This is a genomic window from Streptomyces sp. NPDC002896 (genome assembly GCF_040295225.1).
Taxonomy (GTDB): Bacteria; Actinomycetota; Actinomycetes; order Streptomycetales; family Streptomycetaceae; genus Streptomyces.
In genome coordinates this window covers 476,645-491,781 of record NZ_JBEOVA010000002.1, presented here as the reverse complement: position 1 = coordinate 491,781, position 15,137 = coordinate 476,645, and the positions used below count along the sequence as shown (strand labels likewise).

Below are 15,137 nucleotides of genomic sequence, written 5' to 3'. Positions count from 1 at the left end.
CTCGGGCCGCGCCTACAGCAGCTTCTCGATGGTGATCGGCAGGGAACGGATGCGCCTGCCCGTCGCGTGGTACACCGCGTTGGCGATGGCCGCCGGAGCGCATGTGACGCCGACCTCGCCGATGCCCTTGGCGCCGATGGGGTTGTAGCGGTCGGGCTCGCCGACGAAGACGACGTCGAGGTCGGGGATGTCCGCGTTGACGGGGATCAGGTAGTCCCCGAACGTGGCGTTGGTGACGCGGCCGGTGGCCGGGTCGAACGCCGTCTCCTCGAACTGCGTCATGCCGATGGCCATGACCATGGCCCCGGCGACCTGGCTGCGGGCGGTCTTCTCGTTGAGGACCCGGCCCGCGTCGACCGCCGCCACCAGCCGTGTGACCTTCAGGATCCCGAGTTCCTCATGGACCCTGACCTCGGCGAATTGGGCGGCGAACGCCCCCGCGGGCGACATGGTCATGCCCTCGGCCTTCGGCGTGGGGTCCTTGTCGCCCTCGGCGGCGAGCTCGTCCATGCCGTGCCGCTGGAGGATGTCGGTGTACGGCTCTCCGACGCCGGGGTCGTCCGACAGCTGCAGACGCCCGTTCGTGGCGGTGACCGCGCCGGGGCTTCTTCCTCGGAGCGGCGACCGGTCGTCGTCGCGGACGAGGTCGAGGAAGGCCCGTACGAGGTTGGCGGCGGCGTCCTCGATGGCACCGCCGAGCGCGACCGCGAGGCCGGAGCCGCCCGACGCCGGGGCGAGCGGCAGGCCGCTGTCGCCGATCTCGACGTGCACCTGGCCGACCTCGAGGCCGAGCAGCTCGGCGACTATCTGTGCCGCGATCGTGTATGTGCCCGTGCCGATGTCCGTGGCCGCGGCGCGCAGGTGGGCGGTTCCGTCCCGGCGGAGGGACAGGGTGGCCCGGCAGTGCGCCGCCCACCAGCTGTAGGTGGCGCCCGCCATGCCGTGCCCGATCAGCCATTCGCCGTCCCGCGTGGATCCGGGTTCGGGGTTGCGGTGGTCCCAGCCGAAGCGTTCGGCGCCCGCCCGGTAGCACTCGCGCAGAGCGTTGCTCGACCAGGGCAGTCCTGTCTCGGGGCTGACTTCGGCGAAGTTGCGCAGCCGCAGTTCCAGTGGATCGATTCCCAGCCGATGGGACAGCTCGTCCATCGCCGACTCGAGCGCGAAGTTGCCCTCCGCGTGGCCGGGGGCGCGCATCGCCCCCGGGTTGGGGATGTTCAGGGCCACGAGGCGGTCGCGCGTGGCGAGGTTCGGACAGTCGTATGCCTCGCGGGTCACCGCCGTGATGGGTTCGATGTTGGGCTCTTCGGCTCCCGAAGTCGACGTGCCCTCATGGTCGATGGCCACCAGACGGCCGTCGGAGGTGGCGCCGATCCGCAGGCGCTGGACCGTCTGCGGCCGATGGCCGACGGACGTGAACATCTGGGGCCGCGGCACGACCAGCTTGACCGGGCGGTCCAGGATCCGCGCGGCGAGCGCGGTGAGCACCGTGTGCGGCCAGGTACGCAGTCCCGCCCCGAACCCGCCACCCAGGTACGGGACGAGAACCTGAACCGCCGACTCCTCGATCGAGAAGAGACCGGCGAGAACATGACGCTCCATCACGGGCCATTGGGTCGAACTGTGGATCAGCAACCTGCCGCCGTCCCAGCGGGCGACCGCGGCGAAGAGCCCGAGCGGACTGTTGGTGACCGGCACAGTGTGGAAGGTCTCGTCGTAGGCGACGTCGGCCGAGGCCAGGGCCGTGGTCACGTCGCCGCGCTCGGCGTCCGCCTTGTAGGGGTCCGTCGTAACCTGCGCCATGGGGTCGTCGATGTCCAGTACGGGCGCCGTTTCGTCGTACTCGACCCGCACGAGCCGGGAGGCCGCTCTGGCCTGTTCAGGGGTCTCCGCCACCACGACGGCGACGTGCTGCCCGTGGTGGACGATGCGGTCGTCCTTGAGCGGGAACCGGGGAGAGGGACCGAACGGCGTCATCACCTCGTAGACGAGCTCGGGGGCGTTCTCGTGGGTGATCACCGCGAGGACCCCGGGTGCGGCGAGCGCCTCCGCCGTGTCGATGGCGCGGATCGTGCCCGCGGCGATGGTCGACTGCACGAGCACGGCGTGCGCCATGTCCGGGTAGTCGACGTCCGACGGATAGCGGGCGCCTCCGGTGACCTTGGGCTGCGCGTCCACGCGGTCGACGGGCTCGCCGACGATCTTGTTGGGCGAGGGGGTGGTCATGCCTGCGCTCCCGAGACGTTCCGAAGTGCATGGACGATGACGCGCCGGGCCAGCTCCACCTTGAACTCGGTGCCGGGAACCGTGTACGGGTCCCGCAGCGGCACTTCGGCAGCCGCCCGGAAGTTCTCCTCGTCCGCCTGTCTCCCGCGCAGCAGGTCTTCCACTGCCCGGGCCCGCCACGGAACCGTCCCCACACCGCCCAGCGCGAGACGGGCCTCTCGGATCGCGCCCTCCTCGATGCGCAGCGCCGCCACCGCGGACACCAGGGCGAACTCGTACGAAGCCCGATCCCGGATCTTCACGTATCGGGCGCGCAGGCCCGCCGACGGCAACGGCACATCGACATGCGTAATCAACTCGCCATGCGTGAGTACGTTCTCCACGTCCGGCCGCTCGCCCGGCAGGACGTAGAACCACCTTCCAGCGTCTGCGGGTTCCCGCTGAGATCCGCGGAGCCTTCCTGCGCTCGGTGCTCACCGCGGGCTCCGGCTTCGCGGTCCTCGGCGTACTGGCCTCCATGACCGGGCTGTTCCTCACGGCCGAGCTGCACGTGCGCAACCACACCGTCGCCGGCGTCGTGGTCGCCCTCGCCTTCCTCGGTACCGGATCGGGTCAGCTCCTGGTCCGCGTTCTCAGCCCACGTAGCGCACTTCCGTGGGCGTGCACCGGCCTGATCGCCGCGGCGGCACTCCTCGCAGTCGCCATGCTCGCCACTCTCCTCGCCCCGTTGCTCGCCGCAGCCGTCCTCACCGGCCTGGCCACCGGAACCGCGGTCGGCGCCGGAGTCACCGGTATCGCCACCGGGGTGTCCCCCGAGCGGCGCGGCGCAGCATTCTCGACGTTCTTCGCGATCGTTTACGTGATGCTCGCCGTCCCGGCCGTCGGAGTCGGCGCCCTCGTCCTGGTGTGTGATCTGTCGACGGCCGGGACCGTCTTCGCCGGGCTGGTCGCCCTGCCGCCGATGGCCGTACTGGCCGGCCTCGTACGCCCAAGGACAACAGGAAGGGCCGGCAGCGCATGACCGGACCGTGGCTGGCGGATCGCTCGCTCCCGCACGTCAGGAGCTATGGGAGCAGGGCCAGCGCCTCCCGGAGATTGTGTTCGGCGATCCCCCGCATGGCCTTTCGGTCGGGGAAGTCCCCGTCCAGGAGGCAGAGAGGGCCGGCGACCAGGGAGAGACGCATGGCCAGCATGTAGAGGCCGAGGCGCTGCGGGTCGAGACCGGGCCGTGCGAGGGCCTCGTAGCGCTCGTTGAAACGAAGGTCGAGGAACACGTGCTCCCACTCGACGTCGAAGTACATCAGGTCCTCGATGTCGATGAGGACGGCACGCCCGTCAGGGTCCACCAAGACGTGGTCGGGGCCGAGTTCACCGTGGATCAGTCCGAATTCGTTGCGCGGGGTCACCAGCGCCGCCAGCTCCCGCAGACGCTCGTCTAGTCGGTTACGCGCCGCTTTGATCCTGGTGTCACGGCCCGCCGCCTCTTCCAGATGCCGGAGCGCGCGGTCGAGGACCAGCTGCTCGCAGGAGCTTCCTCGGGCGACGCCGCCCTTCTCCAGGAGGCCCACCTTCCCGTAATGCGGCGCTTGATGACGACCCATCAGATCGAGTGTCCGCGCCAGGTCGTCCAGGGTGGCGGCCGCGCGACCAGGGTCGGTTTCCAGCAGTGCTTCCAGCGTGCCACCGTCGATGTCCTCGACCACGGCGACGTCCGCCGCGAACCGCCGTCTGCTGTCATCTGCCAGCAGTACGCGGGGGACCCGCGCCCCGAGGCCGTCCAGCTTGCGCTGCGCGGTGAGGAAGTGCTCCAGGCCTGAGGCCGACGAGAACGGGTTCGCCGGATCGTGCACGGCGGCGCCAGGCCAGAAGTTCTCATCTTCCGCCCACCGGTAGACGATCACACTCGCCTCCGCGCTCCCGTCGAGGCGGACCCGGTACACCCCCTTCTTGCTTCCTCCGCGCAACCGGTCCACCCCGGTGATCCGGCATCCCGCCCCCAGCGCGTCGTGCACCACTGCTGGCAGGTCCTCGGTCTCGGCGAATCTACGCATCCGAGGAACGTACTGAAATCCGTGCCGATGCGCGCACTGTTATTCAGCGGGGCTGTGGACCTTTGCTCTGCTCGCTCCTGCGCGGCAGCAGTGCGATCGACGCTACGGCGACGGCCGCGAGTACGAACCAGGGCGCAGCGGGCGGGCGGCAGGCCGGTGTCGAGGAGCTATCCGGCGCCCGCACTGCCTGCCAGCACGATCAGGCCGGAGATCCTTGCGGCGCCAGGCGCGGCCGAAGCGTGAGCGGAGCCGGGCCTGGTAGACCAGCCGCAACGCACCGGCCTGGCCCGCGACCGGTGCGTTCGGGGTGGGCGTCGCCGCGGTCGGCCGTGTTCGGCCTGGGGCGGGCGGTGGCTCGGGAGGGCGGTTCGGTCATGAGGCGTTCCCGCGTACGGCTTCCTCACGGGGCGCCTGGGTCGCTTCGGCGAGGGGCTGTGCGGGCTCGGGGAGGGACCTGGGCGCGGCGCCGATGTCCGAGCAGCGGTCCCGGCGCGGCCTCGCCCGCCGGAAGGGCCCCGGCCACCGCACACCGTCCGCCGCCGTCACCGCCAGGGCCCCCAGCAGGGCGAGGACGGCGGCCGGGGCCAGGACCGCCCAGGGCGCGCGTTCGGCGTACGGCTGGTTCTCGGCGAGGAGCAGGCCCCACTCGGGGGACGGCGGCTGGGCGCCCAGGCCGAGGAAGCCCAGGGCGGCGAGGGCCAGGGCGGTTCCGGGAAGCCGGAGCAGGGCGTGGCGGGTGACGGGCGGCAGTACGGCGGGCAGCAGCTCGTACCGCAGGAGGTGCAGCGGGCGGGCGCCGAGGCCGCGGGTCGCGAGCAGGTGGGTGGTGGCGCGCTCCTGTCGCAACAGGGCGGAGGTGTGCGCGGCGAGTGGCGCCCAGGCGACGGCGGCAACGGCCAGGGCGGGCGTCGCGGAGCCGCTTCCCGCGACTGCGGTGACGAGGAGTGCGGCGAGTACGGGCGGAATCGCGTTGACGGTGTCGACGAGCGGCCCGGAGAAGCGGGGCAGGAAACCCAGGAGTACGCCGGTGAGCAGGGCGGCGCAGCTGATCGCGAGGGCGAGTATGAGGGTGTCGAGGGCGCCGTGGGCGATACGGGCCAGTACGTCGCGGCCCAGTGCGTCCGTGCCGAACGGGTGCTTCGGGGACGGGGGTTGGAGGCGCGCGATGGTGTCCAGGGCCAGCGGGTCGCGGGGCAGTCCGACCGCGATGACGGCGAGCAGAGCGGCGCCGTAGAGCAGAGGCTGCACCCGGCGCCCCGGCGGTGACGGGCGGTGGAGCGACTGGAGTGCGCCGTCCCGCAGCGCCGGGCCGATCAGGAGCCGCGCCGCGAGGCGGGCGAGTCCGGCTGCGGCAGCGGCGAGCACGACGAGGGCCAGGGTGCCGGCCTGGAGGACGGGCAGGTCCTGGGCGACGGCCGCCTGCAGGGTGGACCGCCCGAGCCCGGGGATGTCGAAGATCTGCTCCACGGCGACCGCGCCTCCGGTCAGGCCGACGACGAACAGCCCGAGGTTCGGCAGGAGCGCGGGGACACAGCGGCGCAGCGCGTGACGCGCGATGCTCCGGCCGGGCAGTCCGCGGGCGGCGGCGGCCAGGGCCCACGGCTCGGCGAAAGCGCCCGGCAGCAGGGCGTCGAGCATGCGTCCGATCACCGCCCCGGCGGGCAGTCCGAGCGAGAGCGCGGGCAGGACCATCCACTGCGGCCCGTACCAGCCGAGTGCGGGCAGCCAGCCGAGCTGGACCCCGACGACCGTGGCGAGCACGGACGCGGTCAGGAACTCCGGCAGCGCGGCCAGCAGAGCGGCTCCGCTCCCACCGGGTCGGCGCCCGGCGATCCGCCCCCGCGAGCCGAGCCACAGGGTGCGGGCGCACAGCGCGCCGACGGTGGCGCCCGCGACCGCCAGTGCCGCGGCCATCAGCGACAACGAGGCGCCGATGGCCTGGACGACGGAGGGCAGCACCTCTGCGCCGGAGATCCACGAGCGACCCGCGTCGCCGTGCAGCAGTCCGCCGAGCCACTGTCCGAGCAGCCGCAACGGCCCGGCGTCGAGGCCGAGTTCGTTCCGGATGGCCGTCAGCACCTCCGGCGTGGGGGCGCGATCCGCCGACCGGGCCTTGAGCACCGTGAGCGCCGGGTCGGTACGCGTCAGCCAGGGCAGCAGACCGATGCCGCACAGCACGAGAGCCACGAGGGCGACGCGCCAGATCACCACCGGCCCACCACTGCGGGCGAACACCCGCAGGGCCTTCCGTATGCCCGTGGTTTCGTCGCGTGCGCCGGTCACCGCCGCGTTCCGGTGCCGACGAGGGTGCGCTCGTACGGGTCGAGAAGCACGCCCTGCACGTTGGCGGCGACGCCGGTGATGATGCGCTGGTGGACGAGCGGAACGACCGCGTCGGTACGGAGAATCGCGGCCTCGGCCGCCATCGTCGCGTCCTGGCGTTTCGCGGTGTCGGCGACACTCTCGGCCCGGGCGACGGCCTGGTCGGCCTTCTCGTCGCACAGCAGCGCGAGGTTGTAGCTGCCGTCGCAGGAGTAGTCGGCGGCGAGGATCGAGACGGGATCGCCGGTGTCGAGCATGCTGTTGCGGGCGGAGACGAACGCGTCGAACTTCCCGGCCAACACGTCGCTTTCCAGGCGCGAGTACTCGCGGACCTCCAGCTTCACCGAGAAGCCCGCCTTCTCCAGCTGCTGCTTGAGCACTTGGGCGACCTCGGGCAGCTCGGGCCGGTTGTCGTACGTGGCCAGGGTGATCGAGGTGCCGTCGGGGTCCGTGGGCCGCGCGCGTACGGACGGCGTGACACGCTTGCCGTCCGCCCAGGTCAGGGCCGGTCCGAAGATGCCTTCGCCGGGGTCGGCGTGTCCCTCGTACACGCCCTTGGCGAGCGCGGAGGTGTCGACCGCCTCGCGCGCGGCGGCCCGCAGTTTCCCGTCGGAGAACGGGCCGGATTCGGTGTTGAGGAGCAGACTCGTGGTCCGCGTCGTGGCCGTCTCGCGGCCGGTGCCCTCGTCGAGGGACGCGGCCTGCGAGACCGGGACCGCCTCGACGATGTCCGCCTCGCCGGTGCGGAGCGCGTTCGTACGGGCGGTGCCGTCGGCTATGAACTTCGCGTCGATGCCGGCGGATTGGGCGCGGCCACCCCAGTAGTCGTCGAAGCGGTCGAGGGTGGCCCCGGTGGTGCCGTCGACCTCGGTGAGTTCGAAGGGTCCGGTGGCTGTGCCGACCGGGTCGGCGGCGCCCTTCGTCTCGTACGCCTTCTTCGACAGCACCGCCAGTCCGGGGCTGGACAGGCGTAGCGGCAGGACCGGGTCGGGCTCCGCGGTGGTGACCCGCACCTGCCGGCCGCCCGCGGCCTTGGCTGTGAGCGTGACACCGGCCAGCGCGGCGGGCGCGGGCTTCGCCCGAGTGGCATGGGTGAGGGAGGCGGCGACGGTGGAGGGCGTTACGTGGGTGCCGTCCTGGAACGCGGCCTCGCGCACGGTGAACAGCCAACTGCGGGCGTTCTCCCGCTTCCACGACTCGGCGAGTGCGGGCGCCGCGCTGCCGTTGGCGTCGAGCTTGGTCAGGCCCTCTGTGACGCCGAGTCGGCTGAGGAGGGTGGCGTCGGCGCCATACGGGGAGAAGCTCTCGGCGGGCGGGAAGGCGAGCGCCACGCGCATCCGCGTGCCGTCGGCGGAATCGGCATCGGAATCGGCTGACGAGGCGTCCCCGCCTGAAGCGAAGCAGCCGGAGAGAAGGGGCGAGAGCAGCAGGCCGGCGACGAGCCGACGGCGGACAGAGCGCATGGTCCTCGTTCTTCGCAGGGGGTGGTGGGGGTCGCGTCAGGGGGCGGGGCAGCTGACGCGCGAACAGCTTGGGAGCGCTGGGCGGTTGCTCGGTTTCAACCAGCGAGAGGGACCTCGGAGTGGACGACCCCGTTCCCGCGGCCGGGCTGCTCCTCCCGCTCGTCGCACACCACCTTGCCGAGCGATCGCCAGAAGGCCTCGGCGCCGGGCACAGCCGGATCCGTGTGCAGATACACAGCGCGGTAGCCACCGTCCGCGGCCGCGAAGTCCATCAGCTCACCGACCAGTTGGCGGGCAAGCCCGCGTCGCCGGTGCTCGGGGCGTACGTACACCCGCCGCAGTTGAGCGGTCTCCCCCGACGGGTAACGCTCGGCCAGCCACCGGGGGTTCGGCGGGTGGGCCGGCCCTCGGGAGTCCAGCGCAGCCGTCGCGACGACCGCGCCGTCCTGCTCGTCGACCGCGACGAGCAGGGTGTGCCGCGCAGGCGCGAGATAGGCGCTCTGCAGCTCGATGATGTCGCGGTGCCAGCGGGGCACGTATCCCGTACCGAACTCGCGGTAGACGGTGTCGAGCATCACGGCACGCGCGCCGTCGAGGTCGTCAGGGGTCGCGGTTCTAATGCGGATCACAGGCACCTGCACATCATATGCATTAAGGGCCGCGCCTCATCAGCGGCTGGCCTCGCTACTGCGGCCGCATCAGCTTCAGGTCCTCGCCCCATGCGTCCAGCACCGCGCCGTGCCCGGCGCCACGGGCCGCTGCCTCGACACGGGCGAAGAGGTTCCGCTGGAGGATTGGGTCGCCCGTTCCCGAGATCCGGTCCACGGCCTCCAGCAGCAGGCCGGTGTCCCAGCCCCGCAGTGGGTACCGGGCGAGCTCCCACTCCAGGTACTTGTTGTAGGGGCGGGGGCGACGGTCGAGCGCGAAGAGCAGCTCGAACAGAAAACGGATGCTGTCGGCGGCGTCGAGTCGGGCGGCGAGTGGCTGTCCGTCGCGGTCGTTCTTGAGGGAGCGGTACAGAGAGTTGGCGTAGGCATCGAGCCACTCATCGGCGTCGCGGAATGCTTCGTCGGCGTCGAGCCGCGCCTTCGCGGCCAGGACCTCAGCGATTTCTCCGCCGAGACGGTCCAGCACGAACCGGGCACGGGCGAGTGCGTAGCGCTCGAAGCCGGGCATTCCGGCTGCCCGGAATTCAGAGAGCGTGACGATGACCAGGTCGAGTTCGGCCGTGCGGTGGCCGGCGTATTGAGTCAGATTCGTCGTGGCGCCGTCGGCCAGGACTACATACAGGTCATGGTCGGAGTGGTCCGTGGTCATGCCCTCGTGGGCTTGGGAACCTTTGAGGACGAGACCGACGACGGCGGCGTCGGCGGTGGCGATTTCGACAAACCGGTCGTAGGTGAGGGGCCGCTGAGCAGTCATCGGAAATTCTCCGGTGGGACGAGGAAGGCGATGGGGTATGCCTGCCGGGCGGCCCCGTTTGACGGAGCCGCCCGCACGTCCGCGGCGGCACTCGGCCACCGCTCGGAGAATCAGCGCACGGGCGGACGATATCGTCCGGGCGGTGCACGAGCTACCGAGTTCTGAGGGCCTCGGGAGGAATTGAGGCCGCCGACCGTCGGCCTTCAGCCGCGTCGGGCTTCGTGCACGGGCGTGATGATCTCGTCGACGAGCCACTGCGCGATCTGTGGAGGGTGCGGCCTCCGCAGGCTGAGCACGATGTGCGTCAGGCCGGCGGCTATGAGATCCAGGATTGCCTTACGGTCACCGGCAGGGTCGTCGTAGGACACGATGTACTGCACGGAGCGGGTAATCGTCTTCGGGTCCCGTCCTATGGCCGCACAGTGGGTGTCGAGGACGCGGCTGCGTTCGGCGATGTAGTCGAGGGTGTTGTGCGGTGGGCCGGGGATGTTCCAGATGTCCGCCTGCTCGGCGACCAGACGCAGAGTCCTGGTTCCCCAGCCACCGACCAGCAGTGGTGGGCCGGGTCGCTGAACGGGTTTGGGCTCGTTGCGGTTGCCCTTGAGTGTGTAGTAGCGCCCGTGGAAGTCGAAGACCTCCTGCGTCCACATGTGCTTGAGGATGGTGATGGTCTCGGCCAGGCGCGCGACGCCCTCAGCCGGTGATACCAGGGTGAGGCCGTAGGCTTCGTACTCCGCGATGGCGGGGTTCTCGCCTGCGATACCCCCGGCGTTGGGCGGCTGATGCGTTCCTCCCACACCGAGGCCCATGACGAGGCGGCCTTGAGAGATCACGTCAACCGTTGTGGCGATCTTGCCCAGCACGGCGGGCTGACGGATCCGGTTGCTGGTGACCAGGAGCCCCAGCCGCAGTCGTTGCGTTTGTGCCGCGAGGGCGCTCAGGAGCGTCCAGCCTTCCAGGATCTGCCCGTCCTGTGGGCCTGCGATCGGCATCAGGTGGTCCCATAACCATGCGTCCGCGATCTGCGGCAGCGCGTCGGCCTCCTGCCACACGCGCAGGATCTCGTCGTAAGTGACATGCATCGGCGTGGTCTTGATGCCGAACGCCACCCGGCCCTCGTCCTCGTCCTCGTCCTCATCCTCGTGCTGGTGCTGGTGCTGGTGCTGGTGCTGGCCACTCATAGTGCACGCGCCCTTCGACTCGACGTGCTGCCACCAAGGTCGGCAACACTGTCACCCTAGCTGATCGTCAGCTCTGCTGACTATCAGTCCTTGGAATACGATGTCGACATGACGGGCGACGTAACCTCCAACCCCCTTGCTTCGCGATTGGGCTATCTGCTCAAGCACGCGCACCTGCAACTGATGGAGGCGTCTTCGCACGCGCTGGCGCCGTTCGAAATCGACGGCCGCGAACTGGCGGTCCTGGCCGTGCTGGCGACGGAGGTTCCGTTGTCCCAGTTGGAGGCGGCCCGCAGGCTGGGCGTCGACCGCACGACGATGGTGGCCCTCATTGACGCGCTGGAGGGCAAGGGCCACGTCGAACGCCGGCGCAGTGCGCAGGACCGGCGAAAGAACACGGTACGGCTGACGCCGGCAGGCCAGGACTGCCTGCACCGAGCCGAGCGCGCACGCGAGCAGACGGAACGTCAGTTCCTCGCGGCGCTCCCCGACGCGGACGCAGCCTGCTTGGTCCGCTCCCTGCAGGCCCTGGTCGTCACCCCGAAGATTTCTGGTGACGAGCAGGCATCGGCCTGACACACCTACTCGACAGTCAGCCTGGAACATAGCCCCGAATTCCCCTGGTCGTGGGTCAGGCGGTCACGGCCAGAGCGGCCGGCCCATTGGGGAGAACCGACGCCATCTTCCAGGCGTCGAACCGCTCCACGGTCACGTCACCGTCGGCTCCGATGCCGACACCGACGGCGTCGCCGGGGCGGGTGGGGTAGATGCGGGCGGCAAGCGGGCGCCCGTTCGCGAAGATCTCCAGTGCCGAGTGGTCGACGAGGACACGCAGGTCGACCCGGCCGTCCTCACCCAAAGGCACCTCTCCGCGGCTGGTCGAGATGGACACCGGCCACTGGCCGATGTTCGCGCAGCCGGGCGAACTGGCACGGATGCTGCATGGGGCGGTCGTGGAGTCCTGAGCCGGTTCCGCCGTTGCCTCGTGGCTCTCGGCGGAGCGCGCCGCTCGAGCCAGGTGGGCGTCCTCAGAGCAATGAGCCGATCTCCTCCCGGATGCCCTCGCGTACGTAGGCGCCCTGCTGGACCAGTTCACGCTGCACCAGCGCCGCGGGGACGTCGCGTGGGCTGCGGTTCATGCGCACCGCGAGGGCCGCGCACACGCCGGCGGCCTGTCCGGTGGCCATGGCGATGGGCATCACCCGGTACGAGGAGTGGGCCACATGCGTACCGGATATGCAGCGGCCGGCGACCAGGATCCGGTCGGTGTCGTGGGGCAGCAGGCAGCGCAGCGGTATGTCGTACATGCGACCGCGCGGCACACGCCGCAGCGTGGTGCCGGTGCCCCGCGGATTGTGGATGTCGACGGGGTAGGCGCCGTGGGCGATCGCGTCCGGGAAGGGCTTGGCGGCGAGGATGTCGTGGCCGGTGAGCTGGTAGTCGCCCCGGATGCGGCGGCTCTCGCGTACACCGATCTGAGTGCCGCTCTGCGCGATGTACGAGCGCTCGAAGCCCGGTACGTGGGTGCACAGGAAGCGGTCGATCTGCTCCATCTGGCGGCGCGCAACGTACTCGGCGCGGGTCAGATCCCAGACGCTCGTGCCGAACGCCCGGGTGAGGCGGGTGCTGTTGACGCTGACCTCGTGGGGGTGCGGTGTTGCGAAGAAGAGGATGTCCTCACGCGGCAAGACCAGTTCGCCGTGCTCCGTCGCCTCCTTGACGAGGTCCCACAGGCCATGGACGCCGCGCCACTGGTCGGGATGCTCGCGTACGTACGCGGCGAACTCCGGCTGCACGAAGTCCACGACGCGGAACATCAGCGTCATCGGCTGCACCAGGTGGTCCTCGGGCCGTCCGATCTCGTACCGGGCGCCGGCGGCCGCCGCGATGTCGCCGTCGCCGGTGCAGTCCACAACCACCTGTGCGTCGATCACGATGGGACCCGACTTGGTCTCGAAGACGACCCGGCGGCCCTCCGCCAGCGGCAGCACGGTGGACGCGAAGGCATGGAGCAGCAGCCGCACCCCCGCCTCGTCCAGCAGGTCCAGAGCGACGAGTTTGAAGATCTCGGGGTCGAACGGCACGGTGTAGCCCGTTTCGAGCGACGGCGGGATGGCGCCGCCGCGCTCGGTCAGCCGGTCGAGGAGCAGCGACACGACCCCGCCGACCACGGGATCTCCCCGGCCGTGGTCGGTGGGCAGCAGGCGGGTGGAGTCCCTCTCTACCTCTACGGCCTGCTGCATCTCGTTGTGGAACGACATCAGCGGCATGACGAGGGCCGCGGTCGCGTTGCCGCCGAGGAAGCCGTAGCGCTCGACGAGGATCACGTCGGCCCCGGCGTCCGCGGCGGCGAGCGCCGCGCCGATGCCGGACGGGCCGCCGCCGACGACGAGGACGTCGGCCGTGCCCCCGTGCGTGGCCTCGCGCGGCGGCAGGACGACGGTGCGCGGCCGCTCAGGTGGCTTCAGGACCGGCATCGGCCTCTCCTTCCGCCGGGGCCGGAGAGGCGGCGCCCGGGTCGGACATGGGCGCGTGGGGCACCGCCAGGGGCGGAGTTAGCGGAGTTACTGGAGCGACCGGCGCACCGTCGCCCGGCCTGTACATGTCCGCGCCGACGCCCGGCCCCCGCATCTCCGCACCGGACACGACCGGCGCGGGAGCCCCGGCGCTCAACTCGGGCTCGTCCGGGCCGACCGGTGGCCACCCACCCGAGGCGACTACGGACCGCTGACCTGGGTCGGCCAGAGACCGCTCACCCGAACCCATCGCCGACCGCTCCCCCAGGCTCTCCACCGGGCGTCCGCCCGAACCGACACCGACCACCGGCCGCTCACCCAGCGCGGCCGACGACTGCTGCCCCGGGCCGGCCACCCACCGCTCACCCACCGCGGCCGACGATGGTCCGCCCGAGCCTCCCACCGACCGTTCGCCAAGACCCGCCGGAGGCCGCTCGCCAAAACCCGCCAGCGGACGCTCGGCCAGACCTGCCGACGGCCCCTCGTCAGGCCCGGGCAAAGGCCATGACCCGGCCGCGTCGATGTCCGCCAGCAGTGCCGCGCAGCGGCCGCACGTCACCCTGGACAGCTCGCGCAGCTCCGCGACCCGCGCTCGGACATGGTCACGCTGTTTCGGATACTCGTCCCACAGCCGGTCCACCTCCGCGATCAGCAGGCCCGCTTGCTCCCTCGCCACCCCGACCAGCGCCGGAGCACCCAGCCTGCGGGCGAAGTCGAAGACCTTCCCCGCGTACGGAAGCGGCAGAAACGGCACACCGGACAGCGCCGCGAAGATCAGGAAGTGCAGCCGCATCCCTACGGCCAGGTCCACGTGCCGCATGAACCCCAGAAACTGCGCGGGACTGTACTGGCCGTGGAGGATGCGCCCCCGGTCCGGCGCTGTCATGTGCGAAAGGACCGCATGCGCATGGCGTACGTCCTGCCGCTCCATCGGCATGAAGACCACGTACGCCTCCAGACGGCGCACCAGGAAGTCGGCGACATCGGCGAGCAGCGCGTGATAGTCGCTCACGTCCAGATGCTCGGCCGCCCGGCCCGGCTCCCGTACGGACATCGCCACCAGGCGGGCACCGTCCGGAATGCCCTCGTACCGCAGCATCCGCTCGCTGAACTCTTCCGGCGCGAGCATCATCGCCGGGTCCGCGGTGACCGCGATGTCCCGCTGGACACCCGCCTCCTCCAGGACCAGCCGGGACTCGTCGTCACGCACCACCACGTCGTCCATCCGGGCCAGAGCGGTGCGTACGGCCTTTCGGTCTTCGGGCTCGCGCAGCGGTCCGGCGCCGACGGCGTAGGCGAAGGTGCGTACGCCCAGGTCCTGCGCGGCGCTCACGAGCCGCAGATAGCGGCGGGCCTCACTGTCGTACAGGACACCGCCGCCGCCGAGAACCAGCAGGTCCAGGCCGGACAGCGACTGACGCATCTGCTGCTGGCTGATCCCCTCCCAGCACGTCACGGCATCCGCGGAGGTGTGATGGGCCCTGGTGTGGTCGGGGTTCCGGCTGAAGACGACCAGCCGCGAGTCCGGACGGCAGGCGCGCAGGCACCCGAGCACGCAGGCCAGGATGGATTCGTCGCCGATGTTGATGCCGCCGTACGAGCCGAGCACCCCGATGGCGGGTGCCCGTGCGCCGGCTGCCCCTGTGCCCTGGTTCCCGGTCATCCGTACCTCCGACACGTGGCTCTGTGGTGGTGGGTGGACGGCTCCCTGACGCCTCCTGCCTTGCTGGTCAGCTGGTCGGTTTCAGCTGCTGAGCTGCTGGGCTGCTCTGCGCGGGCATCGTCCTGCGGCGATGGATGGCTGGAGGGGCAGCGGCCTGCACAGTGGCCCGCTGCTCGGGGAGAGCGGGTCCGCAGCGTGAGGAGGAGCGGGCCCACTGCGCCCTCATCGTGATCCTCAGCTACGGACCGACACCCGACGGCTGCCCCGTCGACGCACTCGGAAACAGGGTGGGAAGG

General features: G+C 71.0%; 13 protein-coding genes. 2 read left to right on the top strand and 11 right to left on the bottom strand.

Going from position 1 to position 15,137, the window contains the following annotated elements; genetic code table 11:
- Window positions 1-12: 12 nt before the first annotated feature.
- Together ABT009_RS04470 and ABT009_RS04465 are read right to left on the bottom strand one after the other, a co-directional pair.
- Entirely contained in the window at window positions 13-2,223 is a 2,211-nt protein-coding gene (locus tag ABT009_RS04470) for a xanthine dehydrogenase family protein molybdopterin-binding subunit (RefSeq protein ID WP_351289405.1), read from the bottom strand.
- Window positions 2,220-2,606 carry an FAD binding domain-containing protein gene (locus ABT009_RS04465; protein WP_351289403.1) on the bottom strand — a complete coding sequence of 129 codons (387 nt, stop codon included), beginning with the start codon at window positions 2,604-2,606 and terminating at the stop codon, window positions 2,220-2,222. Before ABT009_RS04465 ends, ABT009_RS04470 begins: the two co-directional genes overlap by 4 nt.
- Before the next feature lie 86 nt (window positions 2,607-2,692).
- Between ABT009_RS04465 and ABT009_RS04460 the strand changes: the two genes are divergently transcribed.
- Window positions 2,693-3,244, top strand: a complete 552-nt coding sequence (locus tag ABT009_RS04460) for a hypothetical protein (protein ID WP_351289401.1) — start codon at window positions 2,693-2,695, stop codon at window positions 3,242-3,244.
- A 43-nt stretch (window positions 3,245-3,287) separates the two neighbouring features.
- Here ABT009_RS04460 and ABT009_RS04455 read toward each other — a convergent pair whose 3' ends face one another.
- From ABT009_RS04455 to ABT009_RS04430, 6 genes are all read right to left on the bottom strand, one after another.
- Entirely contained in the window at window positions 3,288-4,274 is a 987-nt protein-coding gene (locus ABT009_RS04455) for a phosphotransferase family protein (protein ID WP_351289399.1), read from the bottom strand.
- 372 nt (window positions 4,275-4,646) lie between these two features.
- Window positions 4,647-6,485, bottom strand: coding sequence for an ABC transporter permease subunit (locus ABT009_RS04450; protein ID WP_351289552.1), 1,839 nt, complete (start codon window positions 6,483-6,485; stop codon window positions 4,647-4,649).
- 68 nt (window positions 6,486-6,553) lie between these two features.
- Window positions 6,554-8,059 (bottom strand): ABC transporter substrate-binding protein, encoded by a 1,506-nt coding sequence (locus ABT009_RS04445; RefSeq protein WP_351289397.1) that lies wholly within the window; start codon window positions 8,057-8,059, stop codon window positions 6,554-6,556.
- Between the two features lie 95 nt (window positions 8,060-8,154).
- Window positions 8,155-8,634: a GNAT family N-acetyltransferase gene (locus tag ABT009_RS04440; protein WP_351289550.1), complete on the bottom strand. Its 480-nt coding sequence runs from the start codon at window positions 8,632-8,634 to the stop codon at window positions 8,155-8,157.
- Window positions 8,635-8,743: 109 nt separating this feature from the next.
- On the bottom strand, window positions 8,744-9,481 hold the full coding sequence (locus ABT009_RS04435; protein WP_351289395.1) for a hypothetical protein: 738 nt from the start codon (window positions 9,479-9,481) through the stop codon (window positions 8,744-8,746).
- Between the two features lie 203 nt (window positions 9,482-9,684).
- On the bottom strand, window positions 9,685-10,563 hold the full coding sequence (locus tag ABT009_RS04430) for an LLM class flavin-dependent oxidoreductase (protein ID WP_351289548.1): 879 nt from the start codon (window positions 10,561-10,563) through the stop codon (window positions 9,685-9,687).
- A 189-nt stretch (window positions 10,564-10,752) separates the two neighbouring features.
- Here ABT009_RS04430 and ABT009_RS04425 point away from each other — a divergent pair, with 189 nt between their 5' ends.
- Window positions 10,753-11,238: a MarR family winged helix-turn-helix transcriptional regulator gene (locus tag ABT009_RS04425; protein WP_351289393.1), complete on the top strand. Its 486-nt coding sequence runs from the start codon at window positions 10,753-10,755 to the stop codon at window positions 11,236-11,238.
- A 55-nt stretch (window positions 11,239-11,293) separates the two neighbouring features.
- Here the strand turns inward: ABT009_RS04425 and ABT009_RS04420 are convergent, their stop codons facing one another.
- The 3 genes from ABT009_RS04420 to ABT009_RS04410 all read right to left on the bottom strand — a co-directional run bounded on the left by ABT009_RS04420 (window position 11,294) and on the right by ABT009_RS04410 (window position 14,841).
- A complete protein-coding gene (locus ABT009_RS04420) occupies window positions 11,294-11,521 on the bottom strand; it encodes a GH32 C-terminal domain-containing protein (RefSeq protein WP_351289391.1) in 228 nt (75 codons plus the stop codon).
- Window positions 11,522-11,690: 169 nt separating this feature from the next.
- Window positions 11,691-13,139 (bottom strand): FAD-dependent oxidoreductase, encoded by a 1,449-nt coding sequence (locus tag ABT009_RS04415; RefSeq protein WP_351289389.1) that lies wholly within the window; start codon window positions 13,137-13,139, stop codon window positions 11,691-11,693.
- Entirely contained in the window at window positions 13,117-14,841 is a 1,725-nt protein-coding gene (locus ABT009_RS04410) for a polysaccharide pyruvyl transferase family protein (RefSeq protein ID WP_502989812.1), read from the bottom strand. Before ABT009_RS04410 ends, ABT009_RS04415 begins: the two co-directional genes overlap by 23 nt.
- Window positions 14,842-15,137 lie beyond the last annotated feature (296 nt).

Coding starts and splice junctions, on each gene's coding strand:
- ABT009_RS04470 (WP_351289405.1), bottom strand. CDS start 2,223: ATGACCACCCCCTCGCCCAACAAGATCGTCGGCGAGCCCGTCGACCGC.
- ABT009_RS04455 (WP_351289399.1), bottom strand. CDS start 4,274: ATGCGTAGATTCGCCGAGACCGAGGACCTGCCAGCAGTGGTGCACGAC.
- ABT009_RS04445 (WP_351289397.1), bottom strand. CDS start 8,059: ATGCGCTCTGTCCGCCGTCGGCTCGTCGCCGGCCTGCTGCTCTCGCCC.
- ABT009_RS04440 (WP_351289550.1), bottom strand. CDS start 8,634: ATGCTCGACACCGTCTACCGCGAGTTCGGTACGGGATACGTGCCCCGC.
- ABT009_RS04435 (WP_351289395.1), bottom strand. CDS start 9,481: ATGACTGCTCAGCGGCCCCTCACCTACGACCGGTTTGTCGAAATCGCC.
- ABT009_RS04430 (WP_351289548.1), bottom strand. CDS start 10,563: ATGCATGTCACTTACGACGAGATCCTGCGCGTGTGGCAGGAGGCCGAC.
- ABT009_RS04415 (WP_351289389.1), bottom strand. CDS start 13,139: ATGCCGGTCCTGAAGCCACCTGAGCGGCCGCGCACCGTCGTCCTGCCG.
- ABT009_RS04410 (WP_502989812.1), bottom strand. CDS start 14,841: ATGACCGGGAACCAGGGCACAGGGGCAGCCGGCGCACGGGCACCCGCC.